This is a genomic window from Mesorhizobium sp. FG116 (assembly GCF_057809835.1).
The window spans coordinates 223903-241700 of record NZ_JBMDKS010000003.1; the positions used below are offsets into that span (position 1 = coordinate 223903).

The 17798-nt window shown below is 58.3% G+C and carries 29 protein-coding genes and 1 tRNA gene; 2 read left to right on the plus strand and 28 right to left on the minus strand.

Annotation, left to right across the window (positions count from 1 at the left end; translation table 11 throughout):
* Positions 1 to 6: 6 nt before the first annotated feature.
* The 26 genes from ACODTY_RS04675 to ACODTY_RS04800 form a co-directional block, all read right to left on the minus strand.
* Positions 7 to 846 (minus strand): phage capsid protein, encoded by an 840-nt coding sequence (locus ACODTY_RS04675; protein WP_488993114.1) that lies wholly within the window; start codon positions 844 to 846, stop codon positions 7 to 9.
* A gap of 176 nt (positions 847 to 1022) precedes the next feature.
* Positions 1023 to 2000, minus strand: coding sequence for a hypothetical protein (locus ACODTY_RS04680; protein ID WP_488993115.1), 978 nt, complete (start codon positions 1998 to 2000; stop codon positions 1023 to 1025).
* Positions 2000 to 2290 carry a hypothetical protein gene (locus ACODTY_RS04685; protein WP_488993116.1) on the minus strand — a complete coding sequence of 97 codons (291 nt, stop codon included), beginning with the start codon at positions 2288 to 2290 and terminating at the stop codon, positions 2000 to 2002. The genes ACODTY_RS04680 and ACODTY_RS04685 overlap by 1 nt, the downstream gene beginning before the upstream one ends.
* Positions 2287 to 3921 carry a portal protein gene (locus tag ACODTY_RS04690; protein ID WP_488993117.1) on the minus strand — a complete coding sequence of 545 codons (1635 nt, stop codon included), beginning with the start codon at positions 3919 to 3921 and terminating at the stop codon, positions 2287 to 2289. Before ACODTY_RS04690 ends, ACODTY_RS04685 begins: the two co-directional genes overlap by 4 nt.
* Before the next feature lie 5 nt (positions 3922 to 3926).
* Positions 3927 to 4115 carry a hypothetical protein gene (locus ACODTY_RS04695; RefSeq protein ID WP_488993118.1) on the minus strand — a complete coding sequence of 63 codons (189 nt, stop codon included), beginning with the start codon at positions 4113 to 4115 and terminating at the stop codon, positions 3927 to 3929.
* Between the two features lie 11 nt (positions 4116 to 4126).
* Positions 4127 to 4366, minus strand: coding sequence for a hypothetical protein (locus ACODTY_RS04700; RefSeq protein WP_488993119.1), 240 nt, complete (start codon positions 4364 to 4366; stop codon positions 4127 to 4129).
* A gap of 8 nt (positions 4367 to 4374) precedes the next feature.
* On the minus strand, positions 4375 to 4635 hold the full coding sequence (locus ACODTY_RS04705) for a hypothetical protein (RefSeq protein WP_488993120.1): 261 nt from the start codon (positions 4633 to 4635) through the stop codon (positions 4375 to 4377).
* Positions 4632 to 6200: a terminase gene (locus ACODTY_RS04710; RefSeq protein ID WP_488993121.1), complete on the minus strand. Its 1569-nt coding sequence runs from the start codon at positions 6198 to 6200 to the stop codon at positions 4632 to 4634. Before ACODTY_RS04710 ends, ACODTY_RS04705 begins: the two co-directional genes overlap by 4 nt.
* Positions 6197 to 6766: a terminase small subunit gene (locus ACODTY_RS04715; protein WP_488993122.1), complete on the minus strand. Its 570-nt coding sequence runs from the start codon at positions 6764 to 6766 to the stop codon at positions 6197 to 6199. The genes ACODTY_RS04710 and ACODTY_RS04715 overlap by 4 nt, the downstream gene beginning before the upstream one ends.
* A 526-nt stretch (positions 6767 to 7292) precedes the next feature.
* Positions 7293 to 7369: transfer RNA gene (locus ACODTY_RS04720), tRNA-Met, on the minus strand.
* Between the two features lie 123 nt (positions 7370 to 7492).
* Positions 7493 to 8038, minus strand: coding sequence for a transcription termination/antitermination protein NusG (gene nusG / locus ACODTY_RS04725; protein ID WP_488993174.1), 546 nt, complete (start codon positions 8036 to 8038; stop codon positions 7493 to 7495).
* Positions 8039 to 8040: 2 nt separating this feature from the next.
* A complete protein-coding gene (locus ACODTY_RS04730) occupies positions 8041 to 8727 on the minus strand; it encodes a hypothetical protein (protein ID WP_488993123.1) in 687 nt (228 codons plus the stop codon).
* Positions 8724 to 9815: a hypothetical protein gene (locus ACODTY_RS04735; protein ID WP_488993124.1), complete on the minus strand. Its 1092-nt coding sequence runs from the start codon at positions 9813 to 9815 to the stop codon at positions 8724 to 8726. Before ACODTY_RS04735 ends, ACODTY_RS04730 begins: the two co-directional genes overlap by 4 nt.
* Entirely contained in the window at positions 9812 to 10165 is a 354-nt protein-coding gene (locus ACODTY_RS04740; RefSeq protein WP_488993125.1) for a DUF6074 family protein, read from the minus strand. The genes ACODTY_RS04735 and ACODTY_RS04740 overlap by 4 nt, the downstream gene beginning before the upstream one ends.
* Positions 10110 to 10898 (minus strand): hypothetical protein, encoded by a 789-nt coding sequence (locus ACODTY_RS04745; protein ID WP_488993126.1) that lies wholly within the window; start codon positions 10896 to 10898, stop codon positions 10110 to 10112. Before ACODTY_RS04745 ends, ACODTY_RS04740 begins: the two co-directional genes overlap by 56 nt.
* Positions 10898 to 11182, minus strand: coding sequence for a hypothetical protein (locus ACODTY_RS04750; protein ID WP_488993127.1), 285 nt, complete (start codon positions 11180 to 11182; stop codon positions 10898 to 10900). Before ACODTY_RS04750 ends, ACODTY_RS04745 begins: the two co-directional genes overlap by 1 nt.
* Positions 11182 to 11358 (minus strand): hypothetical protein, encoded by a 177-nt coding sequence (locus ACODTY_RS04755; protein ID WP_488993128.1) that lies wholly within the window; start codon positions 11356 to 11358, stop codon positions 11182 to 11184. Before ACODTY_RS04755 ends, ACODTY_RS04750 begins: the two co-directional genes overlap by 1 nt.
* On the minus strand, positions 11355 to 11600 hold the full coding sequence (locus ACODTY_RS04760; RefSeq protein ID WP_488993129.1) for a transcriptional coactivator p15/PC4 family protein: 246 nt from the start codon (positions 11598 to 11600) through the stop codon (positions 11355 to 11357). Before ACODTY_RS04760 ends, ACODTY_RS04755 begins: the two co-directional genes overlap by 4 nt.
* Positions 11597 to 11851 (minus strand): hypothetical protein, encoded by a 255-nt coding sequence (locus ACODTY_RS04765; RefSeq protein ID WP_488993130.1) that lies wholly within the window; start codon positions 11849 to 11851, stop codon positions 11597 to 11599. Before ACODTY_RS04765 ends, ACODTY_RS04760 begins: the two co-directional genes overlap by 4 nt.
* On the minus strand, positions 11848 to 12048 hold the full coding sequence (locus ACODTY_RS04770) for a hypothetical protein (protein WP_056243400.1): 201 nt from the start codon (positions 12046 to 12048) through the stop codon (positions 11848 to 11850). Before ACODTY_RS04770 ends, ACODTY_RS04765 begins: the two co-directional genes overlap by 4 nt.
* Positions 12045 to 12287 carry a hypothetical protein gene (locus tag ACODTY_RS04775; protein WP_488993131.1) on the minus strand — a complete coding sequence of 81 codons (243 nt, stop codon included), beginning with the start codon at positions 12285 to 12287 and terminating at the stop codon, positions 12045 to 12047. The genes ACODTY_RS04770 and ACODTY_RS04775 overlap by 4 nt, the downstream gene beginning before the upstream one ends.
* Positions 12284 to 12571, minus strand: coding sequence for a hypothetical protein (locus tag ACODTY_RS04780; protein WP_488993132.1), 288 nt, complete (start codon positions 12569 to 12571; stop codon positions 12284 to 12286). The genes ACODTY_RS04775 and ACODTY_RS04780 overlap by 4 nt, the downstream gene beginning before the upstream one ends.
* A complete protein-coding gene (locus ACODTY_RS04785; RefSeq protein ID WP_488993133.1) occupies positions 12568 to 12765 on the minus strand; it encodes a hypothetical protein in 198 nt (65 codons plus the stop codon). The genes ACODTY_RS04780 and ACODTY_RS04785 overlap by 4 nt, the downstream gene beginning before the upstream one ends.
* Positions 12762 to 13013, minus strand: coding sequence for a hypothetical protein (locus ACODTY_RS04790; RefSeq protein ID WP_488993134.1), 252 nt, complete (start codon positions 13011 to 13013; stop codon positions 12762 to 12764). The genes ACODTY_RS04785 and ACODTY_RS04790 overlap by 4 nt, the downstream gene beginning before the upstream one ends.
* On the minus strand, positions 13010 to 13546 hold the full coding sequence (locus ACODTY_RS04795; protein WP_488993135.1) for a twin-arginine translocation signal domain-containing protein: 537 nt from the start codon (positions 13544 to 13546) through the stop codon (positions 13010 to 13012). Before ACODTY_RS04795 ends, ACODTY_RS04790 begins: the two co-directional genes overlap by 4 nt.
* Positions 13547 to 13558: 12 nt before the next feature.
* Positions 13559 to 13747 carry an Arc family DNA-binding protein gene (locus tag ACODTY_RS04800; protein WP_488993136.1) on the minus strand — a complete coding sequence of 63 codons (189 nt, stop codon included), beginning with the start codon at positions 13745 to 13747 and terminating at the stop codon, positions 13559 to 13561.
* 115 nt (positions 13748 to 13862) lie between these two features.
* On the opposite strand from ACODTY_RS04800, the gene ACODTY_RS04805 reads away from it, so the two are divergent.
* Complete coding sequence (locus tag ACODTY_RS04805) at positions 13863 to 14423, plus strand: Arc family DNA-binding protein (RefSeq protein WP_488993137.1); 561 nt, start codon at positions 13863 to 13865, stop codon at positions 14421 to 14423.
* Between the two features lie 109 nt (positions 14424 to 14532).
* Here ACODTY_RS04805 and ACODTY_RS04810 read toward each other — a convergent pair whose 3' ends face one another.
* Positions 14533 to 15360: a KilA-N domain-containing protein gene (locus tag ACODTY_RS04810; RefSeq protein WP_488993138.1), complete on the minus strand. Its 828-nt coding sequence runs from the start codon at positions 15358 to 15360 to the stop codon at positions 14533 to 14535.
* 697 nt (positions 15361 to 16057) lie between these two features.
* Positions 16058 to 17245 (minus strand): tyrosine-type recombinase/integrase, encoded by a 1188-nt coding sequence (locus tag ACODTY_RS04815; protein WP_488993139.1) that lies wholly within the window; start codon positions 17243 to 17245, stop codon positions 16058 to 16060.
* A gap of 337 nt (positions 17246 to 17582) precedes the next feature.
* Here ACODTY_RS04815 and ACODTY_RS04820 point away from each other — a divergent pair, with 337 nt between their 5' ends.
* Positions 17583 to 17759 carry a hypothetical protein gene (locus ACODTY_RS04820; protein WP_488993140.1) on the plus strand — a complete coding sequence of 59 codons (177 nt, stop codon included), beginning with the start codon at positions 17583 to 17585 and terminating at the stop codon, positions 17757 to 17759.
* Positions 17760 to 17798: the final 39 nt, after the last annotated feature.

Below are 17798 nucleotides of genomic sequence, written 5' to 3' on the forward strand. Positions count from 1 at the left end.
ACCTCCTTACGATGCCGCGATGGCAGAGCCATCATGGTTCATGATGACGACGCCGCTGTTCTGCAGCAGCTTCGAACCCATGAATGCCGTCACGCGGGCATACGAATAGTCCTGCTCTTCGTCGTACCCGACGATGGCCTTCAGGGTTTCCGTGTCGCAGGCGTGACCGATGGCATCCTTGTGGAAGAGGATGCACTTTTCGGCATTCGTGGTCTTGCCCGGAAGACGGGTGTGCTTGATCCAGTTCACACCGGCCCAACGGCGGTATTTCTTCATCGGGCCGGCAAGCGGCTTGATGTCGACATACTGCGAGTTGGTGAAGCTGGCATCGCGGAGAAGATAGGCCTCCATTGCCGGCGTCATCAGGCCAAACACCTTGTCCGGGTCTTCAAGGTCCACATCGGCGTTTCCGAGGATGCCGAGAGCCTTGGTGACAAGGGCCAGACCGCCAGTTACGGCGGCACCGGTGTTGACCGTGCCAGTTGCAAGTTCGGCAATGATATCATCGTCGATCTTGCGGTTCATGACCTTCAGGCTCGTGTCCTGCATCAACTTCCGCTGGTTGCCCTGCGAAGCGAAGATGTTGAACGAGGTCTTGTTCACCAGGTCATGCCATTCGGTCAGAGTGGCGGTGAGCTGGTTGTTGTTGTCCGTACGAGCCGGAATGCGACCATTGACGCCGCGAGTAACGGCTGACGCGCCGCCACTGTCAGCAACGAGGAACACCGCCTCATTGCCCTGTCGCTGATGTTCGACCGTGACCGCTGCGCGCAGCATCGATTGGCCGAACTCGAAACCGGCGATGTATTCCTGCCGGTACTGTTTCTGAAAGGCTGTCTCAGCCATTTTTCAGGTTCCTTCGGGTTTGGTGAGGGAGAGCAGCAGGCAGGTTGACCGGCGCGCATAGCCGAGGGTTGCCCGGTTGCCCGGAGCCTCATCAGTGCGCTTGGTGCTGGCTATTGCTTGGGGTGTGTGACGGGGAACGGAGCCGCTAGGCGGGTTGGCCGCGAGCCGTCGAAAGGTTACTTCGCCTTGATGCGATCTTTGGCGTCGTAAAGAGCTTGCAGGCGAGCTTGCGCCTTGCTGTCCTTGAACCATGCGTCTCGATCTTCGCCCATGCGTTTCTCGAGAGCGGTAATTTCGGTGTCGATGGAATCCGCGCCGCTGGCACCCGATGGCAGGACCGTGGCAAGCGGGTTTTCCGCAACCGCCTTGGCCGCAAAGAACTTCATGATGCCGGGATGGTTGCCGATCTTGCGACCGTCCGCCGTGCGGCCACCCATGAGGGCATCGAACAGTTCGGCATCGACGCTATCGAAATAGGGCCGCATCGCTGCGATGTTGCCGGCATAGTCACCGCCCCACGCCTCTTTCAGATCCTTCTCGGCTTCCTTGCGGAACTTCGAATCCTCTTCGGCCTGCTGGAATTGGGTTTCTTCCTGCATGCGATAGTATTCGTCGACCAACACAGTCATGTCAGCCGGCGCAATGCCAGTCTTGATGGCCCGTTCCGCGAACGCCTCAACCACCGGTTTGTCAGCCTCGCCAATCTGGCGCTGATCGGGCAGGACAATCGCCTTGACGAAATCCTCAACCTTGTCGGGAATGCCGTTTTCCTTGCGGTACGCGGCCCAATCGTCGTCGGTTGCCTTGTCACCGGGCTTGCCCTTCGGCTTCAGCCCTTCGCTGATCTTGCGTTGTGCCTCTTCCTGGGCCTGCAACAGAGCTTCAGGCGAGGCGAAACGCTTCAGGCGTTCAAGGCGCTTCTCGTCAGAGCCGGCCAGTTTCTCGCGCCAGTCATCGCCCCACATGCCTTTCGGCTCTTCCACCTTGGCCGGATCGACCGCGGACTTTGCGGGGTCTACTGCAGGAGGGTTGCCAGCGTCGACAACCGCCTTCTGTTCATTGACAGGAGCAGGCGGATTGCCACCAGCATTCGGGTCACTCGAAGCGGGGTTTTCGGCAGATGCCGCGCCCGCTGCTAGAGTACCATCAGACATCAGGATTTCCCTTTCGGTTGGTCTTCTGTTTTCAGCTTGTCAATCGGCACGTTGATCAGCTTGACGATCTGAAGGCCGACATTGCGCCGGCCAGCGAGGTAACCGCTAAGGTCCTGCTGACCGGGCACGAATGTTTCGTCGTAGGTCATCGCCGCCCGTTCGATGATCCACTTCATTGCCGCTTGCTGCTGGGCTTCGGATGCCTTGCCGGTCGCAACCGCCTTGATGGCAAGCGCGTCGTAACGGGAATACCCGGCAGGCGTGAATGGAGTGAAAGGCTTGCCGGTCACGCGGCTTTACCCATGAGAGCCTTGACCATCGGCGCGGCCTTGTTCGCTACTTCGGCAGCGCCACCGACATCAGCGACGGCGGATTGCGCGGCCTGCTCTTCCTGCATTTCTTCCATCTTGGCAGCCAGGCGCTTTTCATCTCGCAACCACTCTTCCGGCCAGCCGAGGCGTTGAAGCATGTCCTTCGTTATCGCCATCGGATCGGGCAGTTGCGCCACGGTCTGGTCAAACTGAGAGGTTGCCCCGATGACCTCCATGCCTTCCGAGAGCATGGCCTTCATCTTGTCGGCTTCCAGATCGGAGAGCGGCGACTTGAACGAGAAATCGACGTTCTCACCCTGAAGCGCGTCCGGTATCTCGTTGGCCGGGAATGCGCCTAGCGAGCGCATCACAAGGAACGTCTCGGAGCAAAGCGGCTCAGAATATTCCGCCTCGATAGGCGCGAAGATCGGGATTTGCGACCGAAGCTGTTGCTCGACGATCTTGCGGACCTCGTAGGCCGTCTTGCCGCTGGTTTCCGGCAAGCTCACCTTGTCCAGCATGAAGCCGAGCCGCTGGCGCATGGCGAAGCGTTCCGCCATCTGAGAGCCGAAGCCAAGGCCGCTAGTATCGGTGTTCAACGGCCTGAGAGCTTCGCCCAACCGTTCGTCATATTCAGCATCGATCCATGTGACGCCGCCCGCATAAAGGCCCATGTCACTGCGAACCACGTCCAGCGTGGCGACCATCGGCGGATCGACCGCCTTTTCACCGGCTTCCAGAAGAATGCGCTCGATAGCCTGAGAGGTCCGGGCGTCGGCCACCACGATAGACGTGAAGGGCGAGCTTCCGTATTGCGTCCCGTCAACCGGCAGGCCGCGAGGGATCACATAGCCTTTGTACATGCGAGGAACGGTTTCCAGCACTTCGCCGTGATCGGGCAGCACCCACATCGACACGAACGGGCGATCAGGACGAACCGGAACGCCGAGGTCGTAGGCATCGGCAGGCACCACCACATGACGCGCCTTCACCGTCTTGAACGGGTCTTTCTCCGCATCCTTGCGAAGTGCTTCCGGCACCTTGTCGCCAAAGGTGGCAATGAGATTGCGCAGCGTCGACATGTCGTTGCGATGCACGTCCGACACAGCCCCGGCATAGTCCTGTGACCAGACCACATCGCGCAGGTGCCAGTTGCGGTAATAGACGCCGCGACGGTCCTTGCGCGCCGTAGGCTCGACCACGCCTTGCCCGAATGTCAGGAAGTCGTGATCGGTCAGCACGGTCGACGAATGAAACCGCGAGGTATTGGAGAACATCACCTTGCGCATGAGTTCGGTCGCATCTTGCAACCAGCCCCGCGCCTCGCTGTTCTTGTTCCTATCGTCATCCGAAGCCTTGACCTCGAAGAAGTCTGTCGGCCTCAACATCGGTTGAAGCAGGTTGCCCATCTCGCGCCGGTACAGCGCCCCATCCGAGTTGAACGCCTGCTTGGCGTATTCCTGTCCCAAGGTCAGGGAGCCGGTGAATTGCGCCCGGTCATAGTAGAAATGCTCCGCAAACTCCTGCCACATAAGCAGAAGCCCGGAGCGGGCAGAAAACAGCGCGTTGCCGTTCTCTATGACCGTCTGTTGAACAGGCGACAGAGGCATTCGGATCAGGCCCCGAGCTTGCCGGTTGCGCCAATCAGGTTGTCAGACATGATCGTGCTGTCACGTCCGCCGCGCTGGCGCTCTTCAGCGATCTTGCGGCGACGTTCGGCAATGATGGCCGGGTCTTCCGGGTCAGGCATGCGGGTAGGAGCCTCAACCTTTGGGGCAGCCTTGGGCTTGAACAGGTTTGCCATCGTCTTTCCTTTCAAACGGCGAGGATGAGAGCGGCGACCACCACGGCCACCCAGGATGCAAGGGTTGCGGCCACCGCCGCCCATCGCAGTTCGGGCCACTGGAACAGGACGTGCGCCAGATCGAGTTCGGCCTTCACGAACGCGAGCGCCGCAGTGAAAGCGGCAAGGCCCCACACCGCAGGCTGATGGGTAGTGAAGCCGGCAATCGCGAGGATCAGGACCAGCACGGCCCCTGATGTGTTCTGGTTCATGGCCTGCCTCAGTTGTTCAGTTCATAGGCAAGCTGGGTGGCATCGAGTTGCCGCCCGTTCGCGCCGTAGCTCACATAGGCCTTGCCGCTATCGCGGTAGGTGGCGACGACACTGAAGCGCGGATCGTCCGCCGCCAGATCGAAGCCGTAGACCTTGCTGACTTCCTTCAGCCCCCGGTTAAGTGATGCCTGTGCGGCGTTCACCGTGATAAGGCCACGCGATGCACCCTTGGCGGGTTTCGGGATCGTGATGCTGTCTTCGTAGTTCATTGCCGATTCCTCTTCGCTTGGGCGTGACCGAGTTTGACTTGCGGCAGCCGGCCATTCAGGCCGAGAGCCTGAGAGTGAAGCTTGCGGATTGCGTGGGCAGTCCCTTCCGACCAGCACATCACGACGGCATCGCCACGATCAGGAGAGCGACCGAGCCGCTTTTTGAGCTCTTCCTTGCTCTCGATAAGAATGTCCGTCCCGCGTGGCTTCCACCTTGGCGCGACAAGATCGGCAACCATCAGCGGGTCAGGCGGCAATGCTACGATGGAGCCGCCTTCCTGAGACGGATCGAGCGCTTCACGGAGCCGCCACCATGCTTCCGCCCGCTTGTTGAAGAAGCCTAGCGTCTTGTCCCTTGTCCGGGCATTGGAGCCGTTGGCCCCGTTGTACTTGGCGACGTTGACACCGTTCTCAGTCAGGAACCGGTAGGCGTCCCCGCCATAGCCGCCGCCAACGTCGATGATGACCAGCGCCCCATCACGCCGAACCTGAAACACCTGCGCGCCGATGGCGGGACCGTCAGGCGTTTCCGAACCCTTCTTGACCAGCAGAGGCGCGAACCATGAGCCATAGCGCGGAGCGAACGTGCTTTCGTCAGGCCCGCCCTGAGCCACATCGACGCCAATGGCCGACATTCTGAGGTTCTGATAGCCGTCAGCGGTCCAGCGGGCTTGCGCCAATCGGATCCATTGGGACGGAATAACTTGCCACTGGTCATCTTGCTGAGCGACATCGAACCGGCCTTCACGGAGCATCGTGCGCAGCGGCTCGGGCATGCTCTCGATAACCGACGCATAGCCAGTCTCGGCAAGGTCCGGGTTATCTTCCAGCGATGACGGGATGAACGTCCTCGACCTTGGCCGCTCTCCCTTCGGCCCCACGTAGTCAGGCGATACCTCTGTGTCTTCGCCGTTAATCGTGGTGAACCAGCGCAGTTCCCCAGGCTTGGCCGGATTGGCATGCGTAGGATCAAGCCACGGTGCCCAGCGCCGGATTACCCATTGCCCTTCGGCGGTCGACGGCGGATTGCCAGTTGCCACCACTCGGCAGCGTTGGCCCGGATCGGCAGAGCGATTCCAGCCGATGATGTACACATACTGGCTTTCGGTGAATTGCGTGATTTCATCGAATGCCTTGAGCGGAGCCGCACGGCCCTGCCACTTTTCCTTGTCGTCCTCGTCCTTCACGCCGGCCAGTTCGATCATGCGACCGGGCAGCTTCCAGACCTTTTCCTGAGCGTTGTACCCATCGGTGTTGCCGATGATGCGCGTCAGTTCGGTGACAATGCCGCGAAGCTGCGTGGCTTCACGCCGGAAGATTTGCGAATGCGGAAACTCGTCGACCGCAAGACCGCAGATGAGCGTCGTCTTCCCGCCACCAGCCGAGCCGCCGTAGAACGTCTCATCCGCCTGGCTGAAGTAGGCTTCAGTCTGAGGCCCGGGATTTGGCACCATCAGACGAGCGCCACGGACGGCCTTGGCCTTCTCCGCAATCTCTTCCTGCTTTTCAGGCGGAAGAGCCTCGTAGGCCCGCAGAATGTCGTCGAGCGTCTGACTGACTGTCACTTGCCAGCCTTGCCAGCAGCCAGAGCGAAAGCAATCTCGCGGGCCAGATCACGCGGCGAAGTCTCGACCGGCGTCCCGTCAGGGTTTTCTATCGACACCTTTTCGCGGAACGCCTGCACGTTGACGTGCTTGCCGATCAGTTCAACGCGCTTGATCCGATCAGACAGACGGACCTTGCGAACGACGCCAACGCGCTCTTTCTTGCCGTCGACCGTTTCGAACTCTTCGGCAACCTCGACCCCGGCGACCAAGCCCTTGCGCCAGATGGCAGGCCATTCCTTCACAGGCTTGAGCGCACCGTCATCGCCATAGAGGTCCGCCACGTCAGCGTTAGCCTCTTCGGCCAGCCGCTTCAGCACCCAATCGGCGTCGATCTTGGTGCGTTCCGAGCGCTGAGCATTGGCTTCGCAGATCGCTTCAGCGATTTCAGGTTTGCTCAGGTTTTCTTGCCCGATGGAGTACGCCGTCTTTTCACTATACCCCGCCCTGATTGCGGCCTGAGTTGCGTTCAGGTCGATCAGGTATTCGTCGACGAAGCGAGCCTGTTTTGCAGTCAGGTCAGACATTGTTGATAAATGCCAGCATATTGTGATTTCTGCTCCAGAGTGAGCGGAGGAATACATGGACCAAGACCAAAACATCAGGATTAGAGAATCCTATTCGAATAACGTCTCAGCCTTGCTTTGCCCCCGTTGCGGTGGCGAATATCTCCATCAGGGCAAGGTAGTATTTTACGACCGAGCTAAGGAGGATGGACCTATTGAGGTTGTTACCGTTCGCGACGGCAATGCTTCGAAGGGTCCTGTCAAAGAACCAAGTCCAAGCTCCAGACGAGAAGGCTTAGCGATCTCTTTCACCTGTGAGCTTTGTACAGGTGTGGGCGAAAACCGCATCCAACTCACCATCGCGCAGCATAAGGGCACGACTGAAATCGGCTGGCGGTTTGACCCACTCCCATAGGCACCGGCGCTCGCGCTTTCTCGAATCATGGTCGCGCCCAAGACGCAGCCGCCCCTTCGAGTTCTTCTGAGGAAATGAGCTTGAGCTTTGCCCGCCTAGCCGGCATCGGCAGTGGAGCTTGCCGGGGCGGATTGGTTGCAGGGAGCGGATTCGAACCGCTGGCCTCTTGGTTATGAGCCAAGCGAGCTACCGGGCTGCTCTACCCTGCTATGTTCGGAATTTTGGGCGTACCTTCCCAACCAGTGGGAGGCGAGTTTCCCACATTGCCCCGGCGTGTGACGCTTTCGGCCCCGCTCAGACAGGCAAATCGCCAAATCGTTTCGTTTCCGAAATTAACCTGCCTTTTCCAGTTTTTCAAGAGGCACCAAGGCTTTGACCTCGCGCCCGAGAATTGACAGCAGGACTTTCAGGTCCGTTTCGCCTGCTTCCGCCACTACGGCGCTGATGCCGGTGAATGCCCCGTCTGCAATTCGCACCATGTCGCCGGCCTTCACATCACCGCCATGCACCTTCATCTGGTCGAACAGGCCGGCGTCCTGAGCGGCCCGGATCGCCTGCACGTCCTTGTCGGCAATGTGGATGGGATTGCCATCGCCGCCGAAGGCGCTGCTACTCAGGACGGCCACCACCTGCTTGCATTGGCGAATGCGGGACCAATGGGGGGAGGCCATCACGAAGAGATAGCCGCGCATCAGTGGGAAGTACTTCGTCTCAAATCGCTTGGTCCGGTGGTGCCGGTATTCCTTGCGATACTGAGGCACAAAGACCGTGAAGCCCATGCCGATCAGGTCTTCGCCCGCGATGCGCTCGCAATTCGCTTGCACCTGGACTATGACCCATGTCGGTAGATTATTGTTTGCAACTGCGCTTTTGCTCACGCTCAACCTCGCTTTCGGCTGACAGACCGCCGCTGCCGCCAAATGAAATCCGCCATTGGGTTCATGTTTTCAAAGACGCCGCCGACCGACCAATTGCCGATCTGGAAGGCTATCCAGAAAGCCACATCATCAGAGCCCAACAATTCGAGAAGTTCCGCCGATACCCCGAACGGGGTCTTGGCCTTGGGCGACTGATAGGCGAGAAGGATTGAAGACCGACCGTGCCACATGAAAGTTGCCGCGCTTGGTAGAAGGCGCTGCACCTGCATGATGAACTGGTCGCGATCCTTCCGTTCGCGGTCCAGATCGACCCACAGACCGGTTGCACCATCGCCGTAGGGGATACGATCCCACTTCAATACGCCGAAGTGTTCACCTGCGAGGCTGTAGCGATAGTCCCTGCAATATTCGTCATCCTCGACGGTTGGCGCTATGGCCGTGCCGATTTCGGTCAGAGACCAATCGTTGATCCAGTCGCGTTTCAATGTAGCCGCTATGGCAGCTTTCAAATGCTGGATGGTCCCCTGCCAATGAATGGCAATGAGCAGATGGTCATCGCCTGCAAACGGCTCGTCAGCGTCAACGCACTCCCCAGGCAGAGGATTGGAAATTGCCTCCATGAACTGATCAATCTCGGCATCTAGCGTTGCCACCCCGCGTGAAGTTCTGATCCAGAGAAGGTACGTCATGCCGTTGCCTTTCTCTGATCGAGCGCCGACCGACCGGCAGGCGGATCGCCCATCACGGACGCCGTGACATTCTGCTCAACCCGACGAGCCGCAACCGCCGCTGCACGTTGAGCGATTTCCGGTCGAAGCATGTCAGTCAGGTTGCCGCCTTGCGTCCGCCGTGCGTCCATGATGCGTTCGGGCGGCTGATTTTCTGTTTCATCAGAAGGGCTTGGCTGCGTCTTTCCTGCGTCCGCTTTCGTCGCGCGGGTCTTGCGGCACTTGCGGAACCAGACCGAAGCCAGCGCCCGCCACTTCGGAATCTTATGCGTCCGACCGAACAGCTTGGCTTCGTCTTCGGCATCTACGATCATTTCGTTGATCGCCGTCGAGAGGTTTGGCCCGGTGATCTGGTCGCAGAACTCCTTGTCGTGCAGCAGAAGGTCGACCGCCTGGATATGAATGGAGGCGATGGGCGAAAGGTCCGTAGCCGCCAGCACGTCAAGCACGATCCGCGCCCGCATTGCCCCACGGCGATTGACCAGTGCGGCCAGTGCGGCAACGGCAATGGTTTCCTTGGGCTTGTAGCGACCGCTGCCGGGAGTGCCCCGCAGGATCGTGACGCCTGCCCGTTCGCACACTTGCTCGATTGTGACGGCTTCAGGGTCACCGGCAACAACTGACGCTTGGTGAAGCTGCAACTTCGTGACGCCAAGCCGATCGGTGTTGAGGCCGATGAAGGCTTCTGCCTGAGCTTCGACGCCAGCGGCTTCAACGATCTGCACCGGAATGCTATCGATGTCAGGATGGCTGGCGCAGGCGATTGCGGTGTGCTGACCATCGAGAACGAACAGAACAGTCTCACCGGCAAAGTTTTCCGCATAGCAGCAAGTCGGTAGCTTGAACTTCGACCAGTCGAAATTCTCGATTATGCGCCGAATCTGCTTCAGGCCGCGCTCACCGATGGACCTCTGGTAAGCCGGATCCACGTAGAGTGTGCGCGGGCTCACGTATTCCATGATCGGTTGACCGGTTGGTGGCGTCCGAGGTTTCAGGCCGGCAATGGAAACCGGCTCTATCCGGCGAAGAGGATTGTTAGGCGCGCTCATGCGCATGAGCCTCCGTTTGAAGGAATGAATTCGTCGTCGAGGTCCGGCGTCCACTTGGAGCCGACTGCGAGACATTCGTTGAAGATGAGCCGGCGAAAGACACTCATGAGCCGCCCCGCTTCCGCAGCGGAAAAGCCCGCCGCAAATAACCGGTCGTGATAGGACACAAGGGCGCGGGTCAGCACCCAATCGGCCTCTTTGTTGGTCCGTGCTTTCGAAAGCTGGTGTGCGACCCTGAATGCATGGCCCGACCTCTTTTCAGCAGGGAAGGCGATGACCGTGCAGGGCTGAGGGCTAAGCCGCATCGCTACCCCCCTCCGTCTTGAGGCTGAGCGCCGCAGCCGTGTCATGCAGAAGGGCTTTGAACTCTGCCCGCTTGTCTGCCTTCGCTCGCGCTCTCGACGCTTGCCTGCCCGTGTGGGCGGCAGGCTGCGTCGGCCCGCTCGCTGGCGTTGAGGTATGGTAGGATAAGGATGTCATGGTTTTCATGACGTTCTCACCCGCCAAATGGGCTTGTTCGTCATGGTTTTCATGACAGGCCGTCATGCTTTTCATGACAGGGTCAGGCCTTTTCGTCATGCTTTTCATGACAGCGTCGTCATGGTTTTCATGACAGGGTTTTGATTTTCGACCATTGCTGCCACCCGGATTATTCGGAGATGATGCCGGCACCGGGAAATCATTTTCGGGTCGCCAGTCACGATAAAGCTTGCGCCCGTCGCCCTCCGTTCCGGGCATCTTCAGTTCGGTGATTTCATAGGCCGGCGACCGAGCAGCCCCGGCAATGCCGAGACATGCGGCTTCGGTCTGGACGATGAAACCCTTGCGCTGAAGGTCACGGAATGCCTCAGCGGCGGTGTCGGGAATAACCCCGATGCGTGTTGCCGCCTGCCGGACGCTCAGCCTGATCTTGCCGTTGTTGTTGGCATCAGGACCGCGCCATTCAAGTTTAAGCCACGGATAGAGCGCCTGTGCGGCTGTGGAGAGAGCCGAATAGGCCGGCTCTTCCATCGTGTGGCGGATTAGTTTGGTCCAATGTTCGCCGGCTATTTGTCGGCGGTTTCTGTGGTGTTTTCCAGCCATCAACGCCCCCCAAGCTCACGCTTGATAGCGTCGATCAGGGCGTGGGCAGCTTCAGCCGTCGACAGGACAATCACCTTGTCCTCTTCCTCGTCCCAGGCGCGCTCCTCACGGATGACAATGCCGTTCTTTCCGTTGCGGTAGACGGCCACCGCCCGCTGTTCTTGAATGATGACCTCCTGTCCGCGTATCCAATCCATCTTCCATTCAGGATCGGGATCGGCGCAGTCCTCGATGGGGATGACGGGCTGTTGCTCGTCTTTGAAAAGCTCGCCGTTCTCTGCCATCAGTGCGCCCTCGCTTTGATGAGGTTCGCTTCACGGATCGCCGCGCAGGCGTCCGAGGCGCTGAGGTTGAACTTGTCGCGAAGCTGTGGAAGGACCGCGCGGCCCTGTGTCGCGCCACCGGTGGCGAGCCATGTCGCCGCCTGCTTGATGATGGGCTGGTCGGCTGGGGCGCTCATTTCGAAAGCCCCTTCGTCTGCACCTGCATCAAGGCATCGGTGACCGCCTCTGCATAGGCTTCGAGTTTGTCGACCTTGATGGCAAAGCCACCCTTGCCGGGTCGCATGCTACCGTCACTGGCTTCGAAGAAGATGCGCGTGTTGAACAGCCAGTAGCCGTTGAACAGGTCAAGCGAGACGCGCAGTTCCTCGTTCTTGTTCTTCGGAATGGTGGAGACCGGGATGGATTGGGACACACTCATGCAGCAACACTCCTTTCCGCCGTTGACTTCACAGGCTTGGAAAGACGCGCTTCTGCCCAGGCATCGAGGTCGTCGACGTGGTAGAGCGGAATGCGACCGCTGTACTGCATGACCGGCCCGCCGCCGATGGTGGCGAGCTTGCAGAGCGTGGCAACGGCAATGTCGATGCCGTGCCGGTCGGCCAGATAGGCCGGAACGTCCTTGCGACGAAGGCGAGGACGGTGAGCGGGAATAAAATTGTTTTCGTTCATAGTCCTGACCTCATGCTGAACCAGACCCACAAAGCGCAGATCGACAGGCTCACGATGGAGCCAAGAAGCATTTGCTCGATGGGACGCATCGGGAGACGGGCCGGTGCATCTTTCTTGATTTCAGGCGCGACCAGATCGGCAACGAGGCCGGCACCGCGCATGATAAGGATGGCGATGGAATAGCGGAGCGGCTTCATTCGCCACCGCCTTCCTGATCCCTCTGGCCTTCAAGCGCATCTTGGATAGGAACCAGCAAGCCCGCCGCCAGCTTCAAGGCGAACTGGATATCTTCGGCCACCTGCGGGATGGTTCCGCTCGCTTCGTTCTGAAGGTCGTTCCATGCTGCCCGTTCGCACAGGCTGACGATTGCCCGCGCCTGAATGCAGACCGTGACGAGTTCAGCCGATGAAATTTCCGCTTGTTCGATCCAGTTCATGACCGCACCTCGCCAAGCAGAGAGCGAAGAAACCGGTCGAGAGCCCAACCATCATCATCATCGACGCAGTTTCGCAGCGTTTCGTGTGGCTGCGGGTTGTCGAGGAAGAACCGGGCCTTTAGGCGCGCATCCTCTATCGTCTGGCAGGGATAGTTGATGATGGCGTCTTCTACCTTGCAGTAGACGTCCCATTCGGCGGGGTTGTCGTCGCCATCGGGAGTGGCAAGAAATGCAGCCCGGGCAGTGGCGAAGGCGTCGATCAGTTCGTGAAGGGAAGCGCTCATTTCGCACCACCCTTCAGAGCCTTGTTGCTCATGCCCTCAATGACGCTGTGCAAATCGTTGTTTGCGGCGTTCAGGACTTCTATAATGGCGCGGGCGTCTCTATCCGCAGCTTCGGCAACAAGCGCCATCCATATGACGTGAAGGGTGTCCCTGATCTGGCAGAGACGGTCGATGTCGGAGGCGGGGGCGCTCATTCTTCACCGCCTTCCTGGTCGATGGTTTCCTTGGTCAAGTGAACAACTGCTTCGTGAACACGCTCCATCAGATCGAGACAGAGTTCGGCGGTTTCCTCGATTGGCGCGATAGCATCTTCATAGGGAACGCGATTTGACCGGACGCCCCCGACTGCGGCTTGAAACAAGCGCACAAGAGCTTGGGCTTGTCGGCTGCATGTACGGATATCGTCGGCATCCATGTCAGAGTAAGAAACGAGAAGGCTCATGACTGCGCCCTCCGCTTCTCCCAATCGGCATAGGCCGTGGTTCCGGTCACATCGTCCGCAAGGAGAGGCGAGCCGTCATCGATGTAGACCTTGAACTCACCCCTAGTCTTCCATTCCCGATCATAATTGGTGATCAGAAGCGGGATTGAAGGACTAGCATCGACCTTCACAATCCAGTCATCCGCAGTAGGCCAGATAGCATTACTGGCGGCTTTCAACTCCGCGATGGCCGCATCAAGCCTTTCACGCGGCGTCTTTACCGGATCGGGAGCTAGGTTCTTATAGGCGATTGGGCAAGGGCCGTGAGGCGCACGAATGCGCAATTCCCATTCTCCACCCATCCACTCATTGTGAACGACCATGAGTTTTGAGGCTTCTTCGTGAAGTTCATGAAGCCTTGCGAGCGGATGAATTTCTGGTTCAGCCGCAACAACCGGGGTAGCCACCGCGACGGCAGCGCCGGCCATCGCAGTCTGTGTCAGAAACCGCCTGCGGTTGATTTCAGGCGCAATAGTGCTATGTTCAGACATCATCTTTCCTTTCCCTTAGCCGGGTTGGTGGGTGACATGGCTCGGAGAGGCTGCAACCTCTGCCGGGCCTTTTGCTTTCATGGCCGCGCGTATGGCGCGAACAATCTCACTGTTTTGCGAACTCGCGTTTTCCTTCGCTTCAGCCTTGATGAAGGCCTTCGCGTCGGAGGGAAGCCGAATTTTAAGCTGGTGCGATGTCTCCATCCTTCATCCTCTACTAACCACGTACCTAACAGGTCCTTGGTACCTTAAAGGTTCATATGGCGTCAAGGACCTTTTTGGTTCATAGAGACGCGAAGTGAACTATTTGGGGAAAAGTATGGCCACGCCGAAGCAGACCGACCCGCAGTTCAAATTGAGGTTGACGCCAGAGATCAAGGGAATGATCGAGTCTGTTGCTAAAATAAACAATCGGTCGATGAACGCGGAGATATTGGCGCGCCTGGCAGAGCACCCGCGCATCGCTTTGCTGGAAAAGCGATTAATGGCGGCTGAGCACGAGCGAGACGCTTTGAAGGAGAAACTGGCAGCAGCAGAAAGCCACAATGAGTATTTGACTGGTGTTATCACGGATGCCGCGCGTCGAGAAAACAATCAGTCCGAAAGTCAAGGACTTGGAAGTATGCTGGAGGCGTTGTCGGCACGAATTGCAGACCTCACCGAGGAGCGATCAGCGATCGATAGAGACCGAGACGCGATGCTAGCTCGTATGCAGGAAACTATTCGCACAGCCGGAGAAGAGCAAACCCGCTTGATTGGCTTGCTAATGAGGTTTGGGATAGCAATAGATGATGCGGCAAAGGGCGATGAGGAAAAGCTTCGACGAATGATCGATGCATACAAAGAAGCCCCGTCGAGCGCGCCGACGACTAAAAGGTGATCGTCACCAACTGAAATTCGAACTTTGTTCGTTTTTGCCATCCACCGCCAGAATCGCGCGCACAAAAAAGCCGCCCGGAGGCGGCTTCTGTTTGCGGTTTCTGGGAAGCCTATAGCATACTTTTCTGGCGGTTGCGGCGGTCACCTTCAATAGCCGATACAATCGCCGTGGACGCCTGCTTGGTGGCATCCTTGCATTGTAGAAAGCCCACCGAGTTCTGATGCTCGATGCGCTCTGCTGCCAGAGCTTCGGAGGCCATAGTGTAAGCCATCTCACTCAGAGACATATTGTCCCGAAGATTGGCCTTGGGTGACAGGCCGCGCTTCTTCCTTATTTGAGCCGCTGTTCCACCCAACAGGGATCTGTACACCTCGTTCGTGCACTCGGCGTACTCGAACCATTGCTTTACGCCATGTTCGTCCAATGTCTTGGTGTAGCGCTTGCGGACCTCTTTGCCGACCTGGCGGTGCAGTTGGTGGTCAGTAGCTTCTTGGCGCGCCTTGTTCTCTCGGATCTCCGCGATGAGAGTTTCGTCGCCGCGCTTGTAGCGAAGGAATACGTCGCGAACCTCTACGGCCAATGAGGGTGAGAGATATTCGGCATACGCCAAAGAAAGATTCTCATGAGCCCACGTCCCGCCTGCCGGACCAACCTTGGTGCAGTAGACGGACTTGATTTCCTCCTTAGTCCAATTGCCGGATTTTCCGGTAATTAGCTTTAGGACCGCAGGGACTGCCTGCTTTGCAGAGGGCAGACTGAGCCAATCCGAGGGGCGGTGGTTTTTCGAAAACCCCGCCGCCAGATGCAAATCATTGAGAGATACCCGCCCTTCGTCATCCCGGCGAATGCGTTTTCCACGAAGTGTTAGTTCTAGCATAGGACATAAACCTTTCGTTATGTCGTTATGCGATGTGGCTAGAAACCACTTGACATCCATGGGCAGAATCCCACATGAATGCGAGGTGATCACAACCCCACCGCAAGGTGTATATCAGGCCCGGCCAGTGCTGTAACACTGCCGGGCCGCTCCATTTTACGCATTACAACAGTTACCAAGTACAATCGTACACAGATACTAAATCTAGCGTCGCCGGAAAACGCAAGCCAGTCATTCGTGAGATGATTGGGATGTCCGAGCGCTATCGTCAGTGCCCCTCAATGGCTCTGCGGTAAACGCACAAATCCGGCAAAATGACCGGGCTCGAAACCTTCCGGCCACGCCTGCAACAGAAGCGTTCCTGTATTAAGGGCGACTCGGTTTGAGTCGTCAAGGCTCACAAGTTGCCAGACGTGTCACCCCACCATTGTGTGTGGGGCTTCTGTGGAAAGCGGGGAGAGCGTGTGCCGCTTCGGCTGCCGCTCAGGCGTTGCCTTCCGGCTCGTCTGCTGAGCGAGCATGCCAATTCGCAATAGCCTTGCAAAAGCGCCCCATAAATACGTCACATATGAGCGGCCCTGTCGCCCCGTCGGGCGTAAACTCATAGATCGCGTCCGATTCATCCGTGTCCCACGTGCCTAGATATTCGCCGTCTTTAGTGACGACGGAGAAATCCGGAAGCAGGTTGATATCGAATCGAAGCTCACTGTGGCGCATGAGCGATCTAAGTATCTTTCGTCGTTACGCTCAAGTCATGTCACGCGGCCATCAGCCCCGCAATCTTTGCTGACACAGCATCAGCCGCCGACACAAGCGCACTGTCCGCCACATGCGCATATCGAGCTGTGACACCCGGCACCGAATGCCCGAGCAGACCGGCAATCGTCAGTTCCGAATAACCCATCCCAGCGGCCACCGAAGCGAAGGTATGGCGCAGGACGTGGATCGTCACGCCTTCCAGCGCCGCCGCCTTGCAAATTCGCTGCAGTACCTTTGGAAGCCCGACGAAATGGCCGTCGCCATGTTCCGAAGGAAAAGCCCAGCCGTGTTTCGGCTTGACCTCATCCAGCGCCGCGAAGGCGCTCTTTCCAATCGGGCGGATTTGCGCCCCCGTCTTCGTGTCGTCGAACCGGATGCAGCCATTGTCGCGGTCGATCCACTTGACCGGCAGGGACAGAACTTCCATGCGCCGGCAACCAGACAACAGCAGGAACCGGATAGCCCCTTTTGCGGCTGGACTTGCAACGTTCGATTCCCGAATGGCCTTGCTGAGCTTCTTGATTTCCTCGTCGTTGAGGTAGCGCTTTTGCTTTTTCGTCTTCGGCTTGCGCACCCCGAAGGCGACATTCTCGCTTATGGCTCCATTCACCCGCGCGTGTTCGAGGATCGAGCCGAGCATGACGGTCGCTCGGTGTGCCGCAGATGAACCGCCAGTCGTTCGACCGCCCCGCCCTTTCCTGTTCTTGGCCGTCTTACCGGACATGATGTCCGTTTGCATTCGCGTCACGTCCGCGCGCGTGATGCTAGCAACCGACTTGTTGCCGAGCAGCGGCAGGATATGCACGTTGATGTTGCTTTCGTTCGAAAGGTAGCTGTTCGGCTTCAGCCGCGTCTTGGCTTCGGCCAGGTAGCCGACACAGACCTCAGAGAGCGTGGCGTTCTTTCGAAGCTGCTTGCGCTCTGATGAAGGATCACCGCCCTTGCTGGCGCTGGTCAGATGCTCGCGGGCGAGTTGCCGCGCCTCTTCCGTCGTCATTGTGCCGATCCGGCCAATCGTCATCTTGCGTTGGCGGTTTTCGGCGGTGCGGTACTTGACGATGTAGGAGCCGACGCCACTTGGCATCATGCGGATCCCGAAACCCTTCAGTTCGCTATCCCATATGAAGCGCTCAGCCGTCTTGTCAGGTTGGAAAGCATCTACAACGCGCTTGGTAATCTTCGGCACAATCGACCCTATCATAAGTTCCGCGGAACCACGGCGGAACCAACTGAAAGCAAATCGCGGCCTATGTCGTCAAGTGCCGGTAAACATGAGGAAAGAACAACCCATTGAAATAGCGTAGATAATCCGCTACAAGAAAAGTCGGGAAAAGTTCTGGAAACGCCGAATGATAAAATTCGTAATGATGGGGTCAGGTGTTCGAGTCACCTAAGCGGCACCACTAAGATTTCCAATCTTGAAGCGTCTCGTAATGCCTCGGACCAACCGGTAACAGTCACTTAACCTCAGGTTGCTATTTGATGCGGCGATGCGTGGGGGCGCGCAACGAGCGAGTACCGACGTGGCAGATTCCAAAAAGCGCAGCGACTGGCGCGCGATCATCGGCCTTCAGGCCCGTATCGCAGCGTTGTTCATTCCGGTCGTCGTGGCGCTCGCCCTTCTTGCCACATTTGCCGGAAACGAACGGACGCCACGTGCAAATGGTGTCGACACCACCATGACGGGTTCGATTCGTTAAAGCAGTCCGCGATGCCGCCAGTAGAAAAAAGGGCCCCGC

What these genes read in the sequence shown, in the direction of transcription:
- ACODTY_RS04705 (WP_488993120.1), bottom strand. Translation starts at nt 4,635, where the DNA reads ATGAACTACGAAGACAGCATCACGATCCCGAAACCCGCCAAGGGTGCA.
- ACODTY_RS04790 (WP_488993134.1), bottom strand. Translation starts at nt 13,013, where the DNA reads ATGAGCCTTCTCGTTTCTTACTCTGACATGGATGCCGACGATATCCGT.
- ACODTY_RS04760 (WP_488993129.1), bottom strand. Translation starts at nt 11,600, where the DNA reads ATGAGTGTGTCCCAATCCATCCCGGTCTCCACCATTCCGAAGAACAAG.
- ACODTY_RS04810 (WP_488993138.1), bottom strand. Translation starts at nt 15,360, where the DNA reads ATGGATGTCAAGTGGTTTCTAGCCACATCGCATAACGACATAACGAAA.
- ACODTY_RS04785 (WP_488993133.1), bottom strand. Translation starts at nt 12,765, where the DNA reads ATGAGCGCCCCCGCCTCCGACATCGACCGTCTCTGCCAGATCAGGGAC.
- ACODTY_RS04750 (WP_488993127.1), bottom strand. Translation starts at nt 11,182, where the DNA reads ATGGCAGAGAACGGCGAGCTTTTCAAAGACGAGCAACAGCCCGTCATC.
- ACODTY_RS04690 (WP_488993117.1), bottom strand. Translation starts at nt 3,921, where the DNA reads ATGCCTCTGTCGCCTGTTCAACAGACGGTCATAGAGAACGGCAACGCG.
- ACODTY_RS04700 (WP_488993119.1), bottom strand. Translation starts at nt 4,366, where the DNA reads ATGAACCAGAACACATCAGGGGCCGTGCTGGTCCTGATCCTCGCGATT.
- ACODTY_RS04795 (WP_488993135.1), bottom strand. Translation starts at nt 13,546, where the DNA reads ATGATGTCTGAACATAGCACTATTGCGCCTGAAATCAACCGCAGGCGG.
- ACODTY_RS04730 (WP_488993123.1), bottom strand. Translation starts at nt 8,727, where the DNA reads ATGACGTACCTTCTCTGGATCAGAACTTCACGCGGGGTGGCAACGCTA.
- ACODTY_RS04740 (WP_488993125.1), bottom strand. Translation starts at nt 10,165, where the DNA reads ATGACACGGCTGCGGCGCTCAGCCTCAAGACGGAGGGGGGTAGCGATG.
- ACODTY_RS04800 (WP_488993136.1), bottom strand. Translation starts at nt 13,747, where the DNA reads ATGGAGACATCGCACCAGCTTAAAATTCGGCTTCCCTCCGACGCGAAG.
- ACODTY_RS04695 (WP_488993118.1), bottom strand. Translation starts at nt 4,115, where the DNA reads ATGGCAAACCTGTTCAAGCCCAAGGCTGCCCCAAAGGTTGAGGCTCCT.
- ACODTY_RS04805 (WP_488993137.1), top strand. Translation starts at nt 13,863, where the DNA reads ATGGCCACGCCGAAGCAGACCGACCCGCAGTTCAAATTGAGGTTGACG.
- ACODTY_RS04735 (WP_488993124.1), bottom strand. Translation starts at nt 9,815, where the DNA reads ATGAGCGCGCCTAACAATCCTCTTCGCCGGATAGAGCCGGTTTCCATT.
- ACODTY_RS04745 (WP_488993126.1), bottom strand. Translation starts at nt 10,898, where the DNA reads ATGGCTGGAAAACACCACAGAAACCGCCGACAAATAGCCGGCGAACAT.
- ACODTY_RS04765 (WP_488993130.1), bottom strand. Translation starts at nt 11,851, where the DNA reads ATGAACGAAAACAATTTTATTCCCGCTCACCGTCCTCGCCTTCGTCGC.
- ACODTY_RS04755 (WP_488993128.1), bottom strand. Translation starts at nt 11,358, where the DNA reads ATGAGCGCCCCAGCCGACCAGCCCATCATCAAGCAGGCGGCGACATGG.
- ACODTY_RS04680 (WP_488993115.1), bottom strand. Translation starts at nt 2,000, where the DNA reads ATGTCTGATGGTACTCTAGCAGCGGGCGCGGCATCTGCCGAAAACCCC.
- ACODTY_RS04675 (WP_488993114.1), bottom strand. Translation starts at nt 846, where the DNA reads ATGGCTGAGACAGCCTTTCAGAAACAGTACCGGCAGGAATACATCGCC.
- ACODTY_RS04770 (WP_056243400.1), bottom strand. Translation starts at nt 12,048, where the DNA reads ATGAAGCCGCTCCGCTATTCCATCGCCATCCTTATCATGCGCGGTGCC.
- ACODTY_RS04715 (WP_488993122.1), bottom strand. Translation starts at nt 6,766, where the DNA reads ATGTCTGACCTGACTGCAAAACAGGCTCGCTTCGTCGACGAATACCTG.
- ACODTY_RS04775 (WP_488993131.1), bottom strand. Translation starts at nt 12,287, where the DNA reads ATGAACTGGATCGAACAAGCGGAAATTTCATCGGCTGAACTCGTCACG.
- ACODTY_RS04780 (WP_488993132.1), bottom strand. Translation starts at nt 12,571, where the DNA reads ATGAGCGCTTCCCTTCACGAACTGATCGACGCCTTCGCCACTGCCCGG.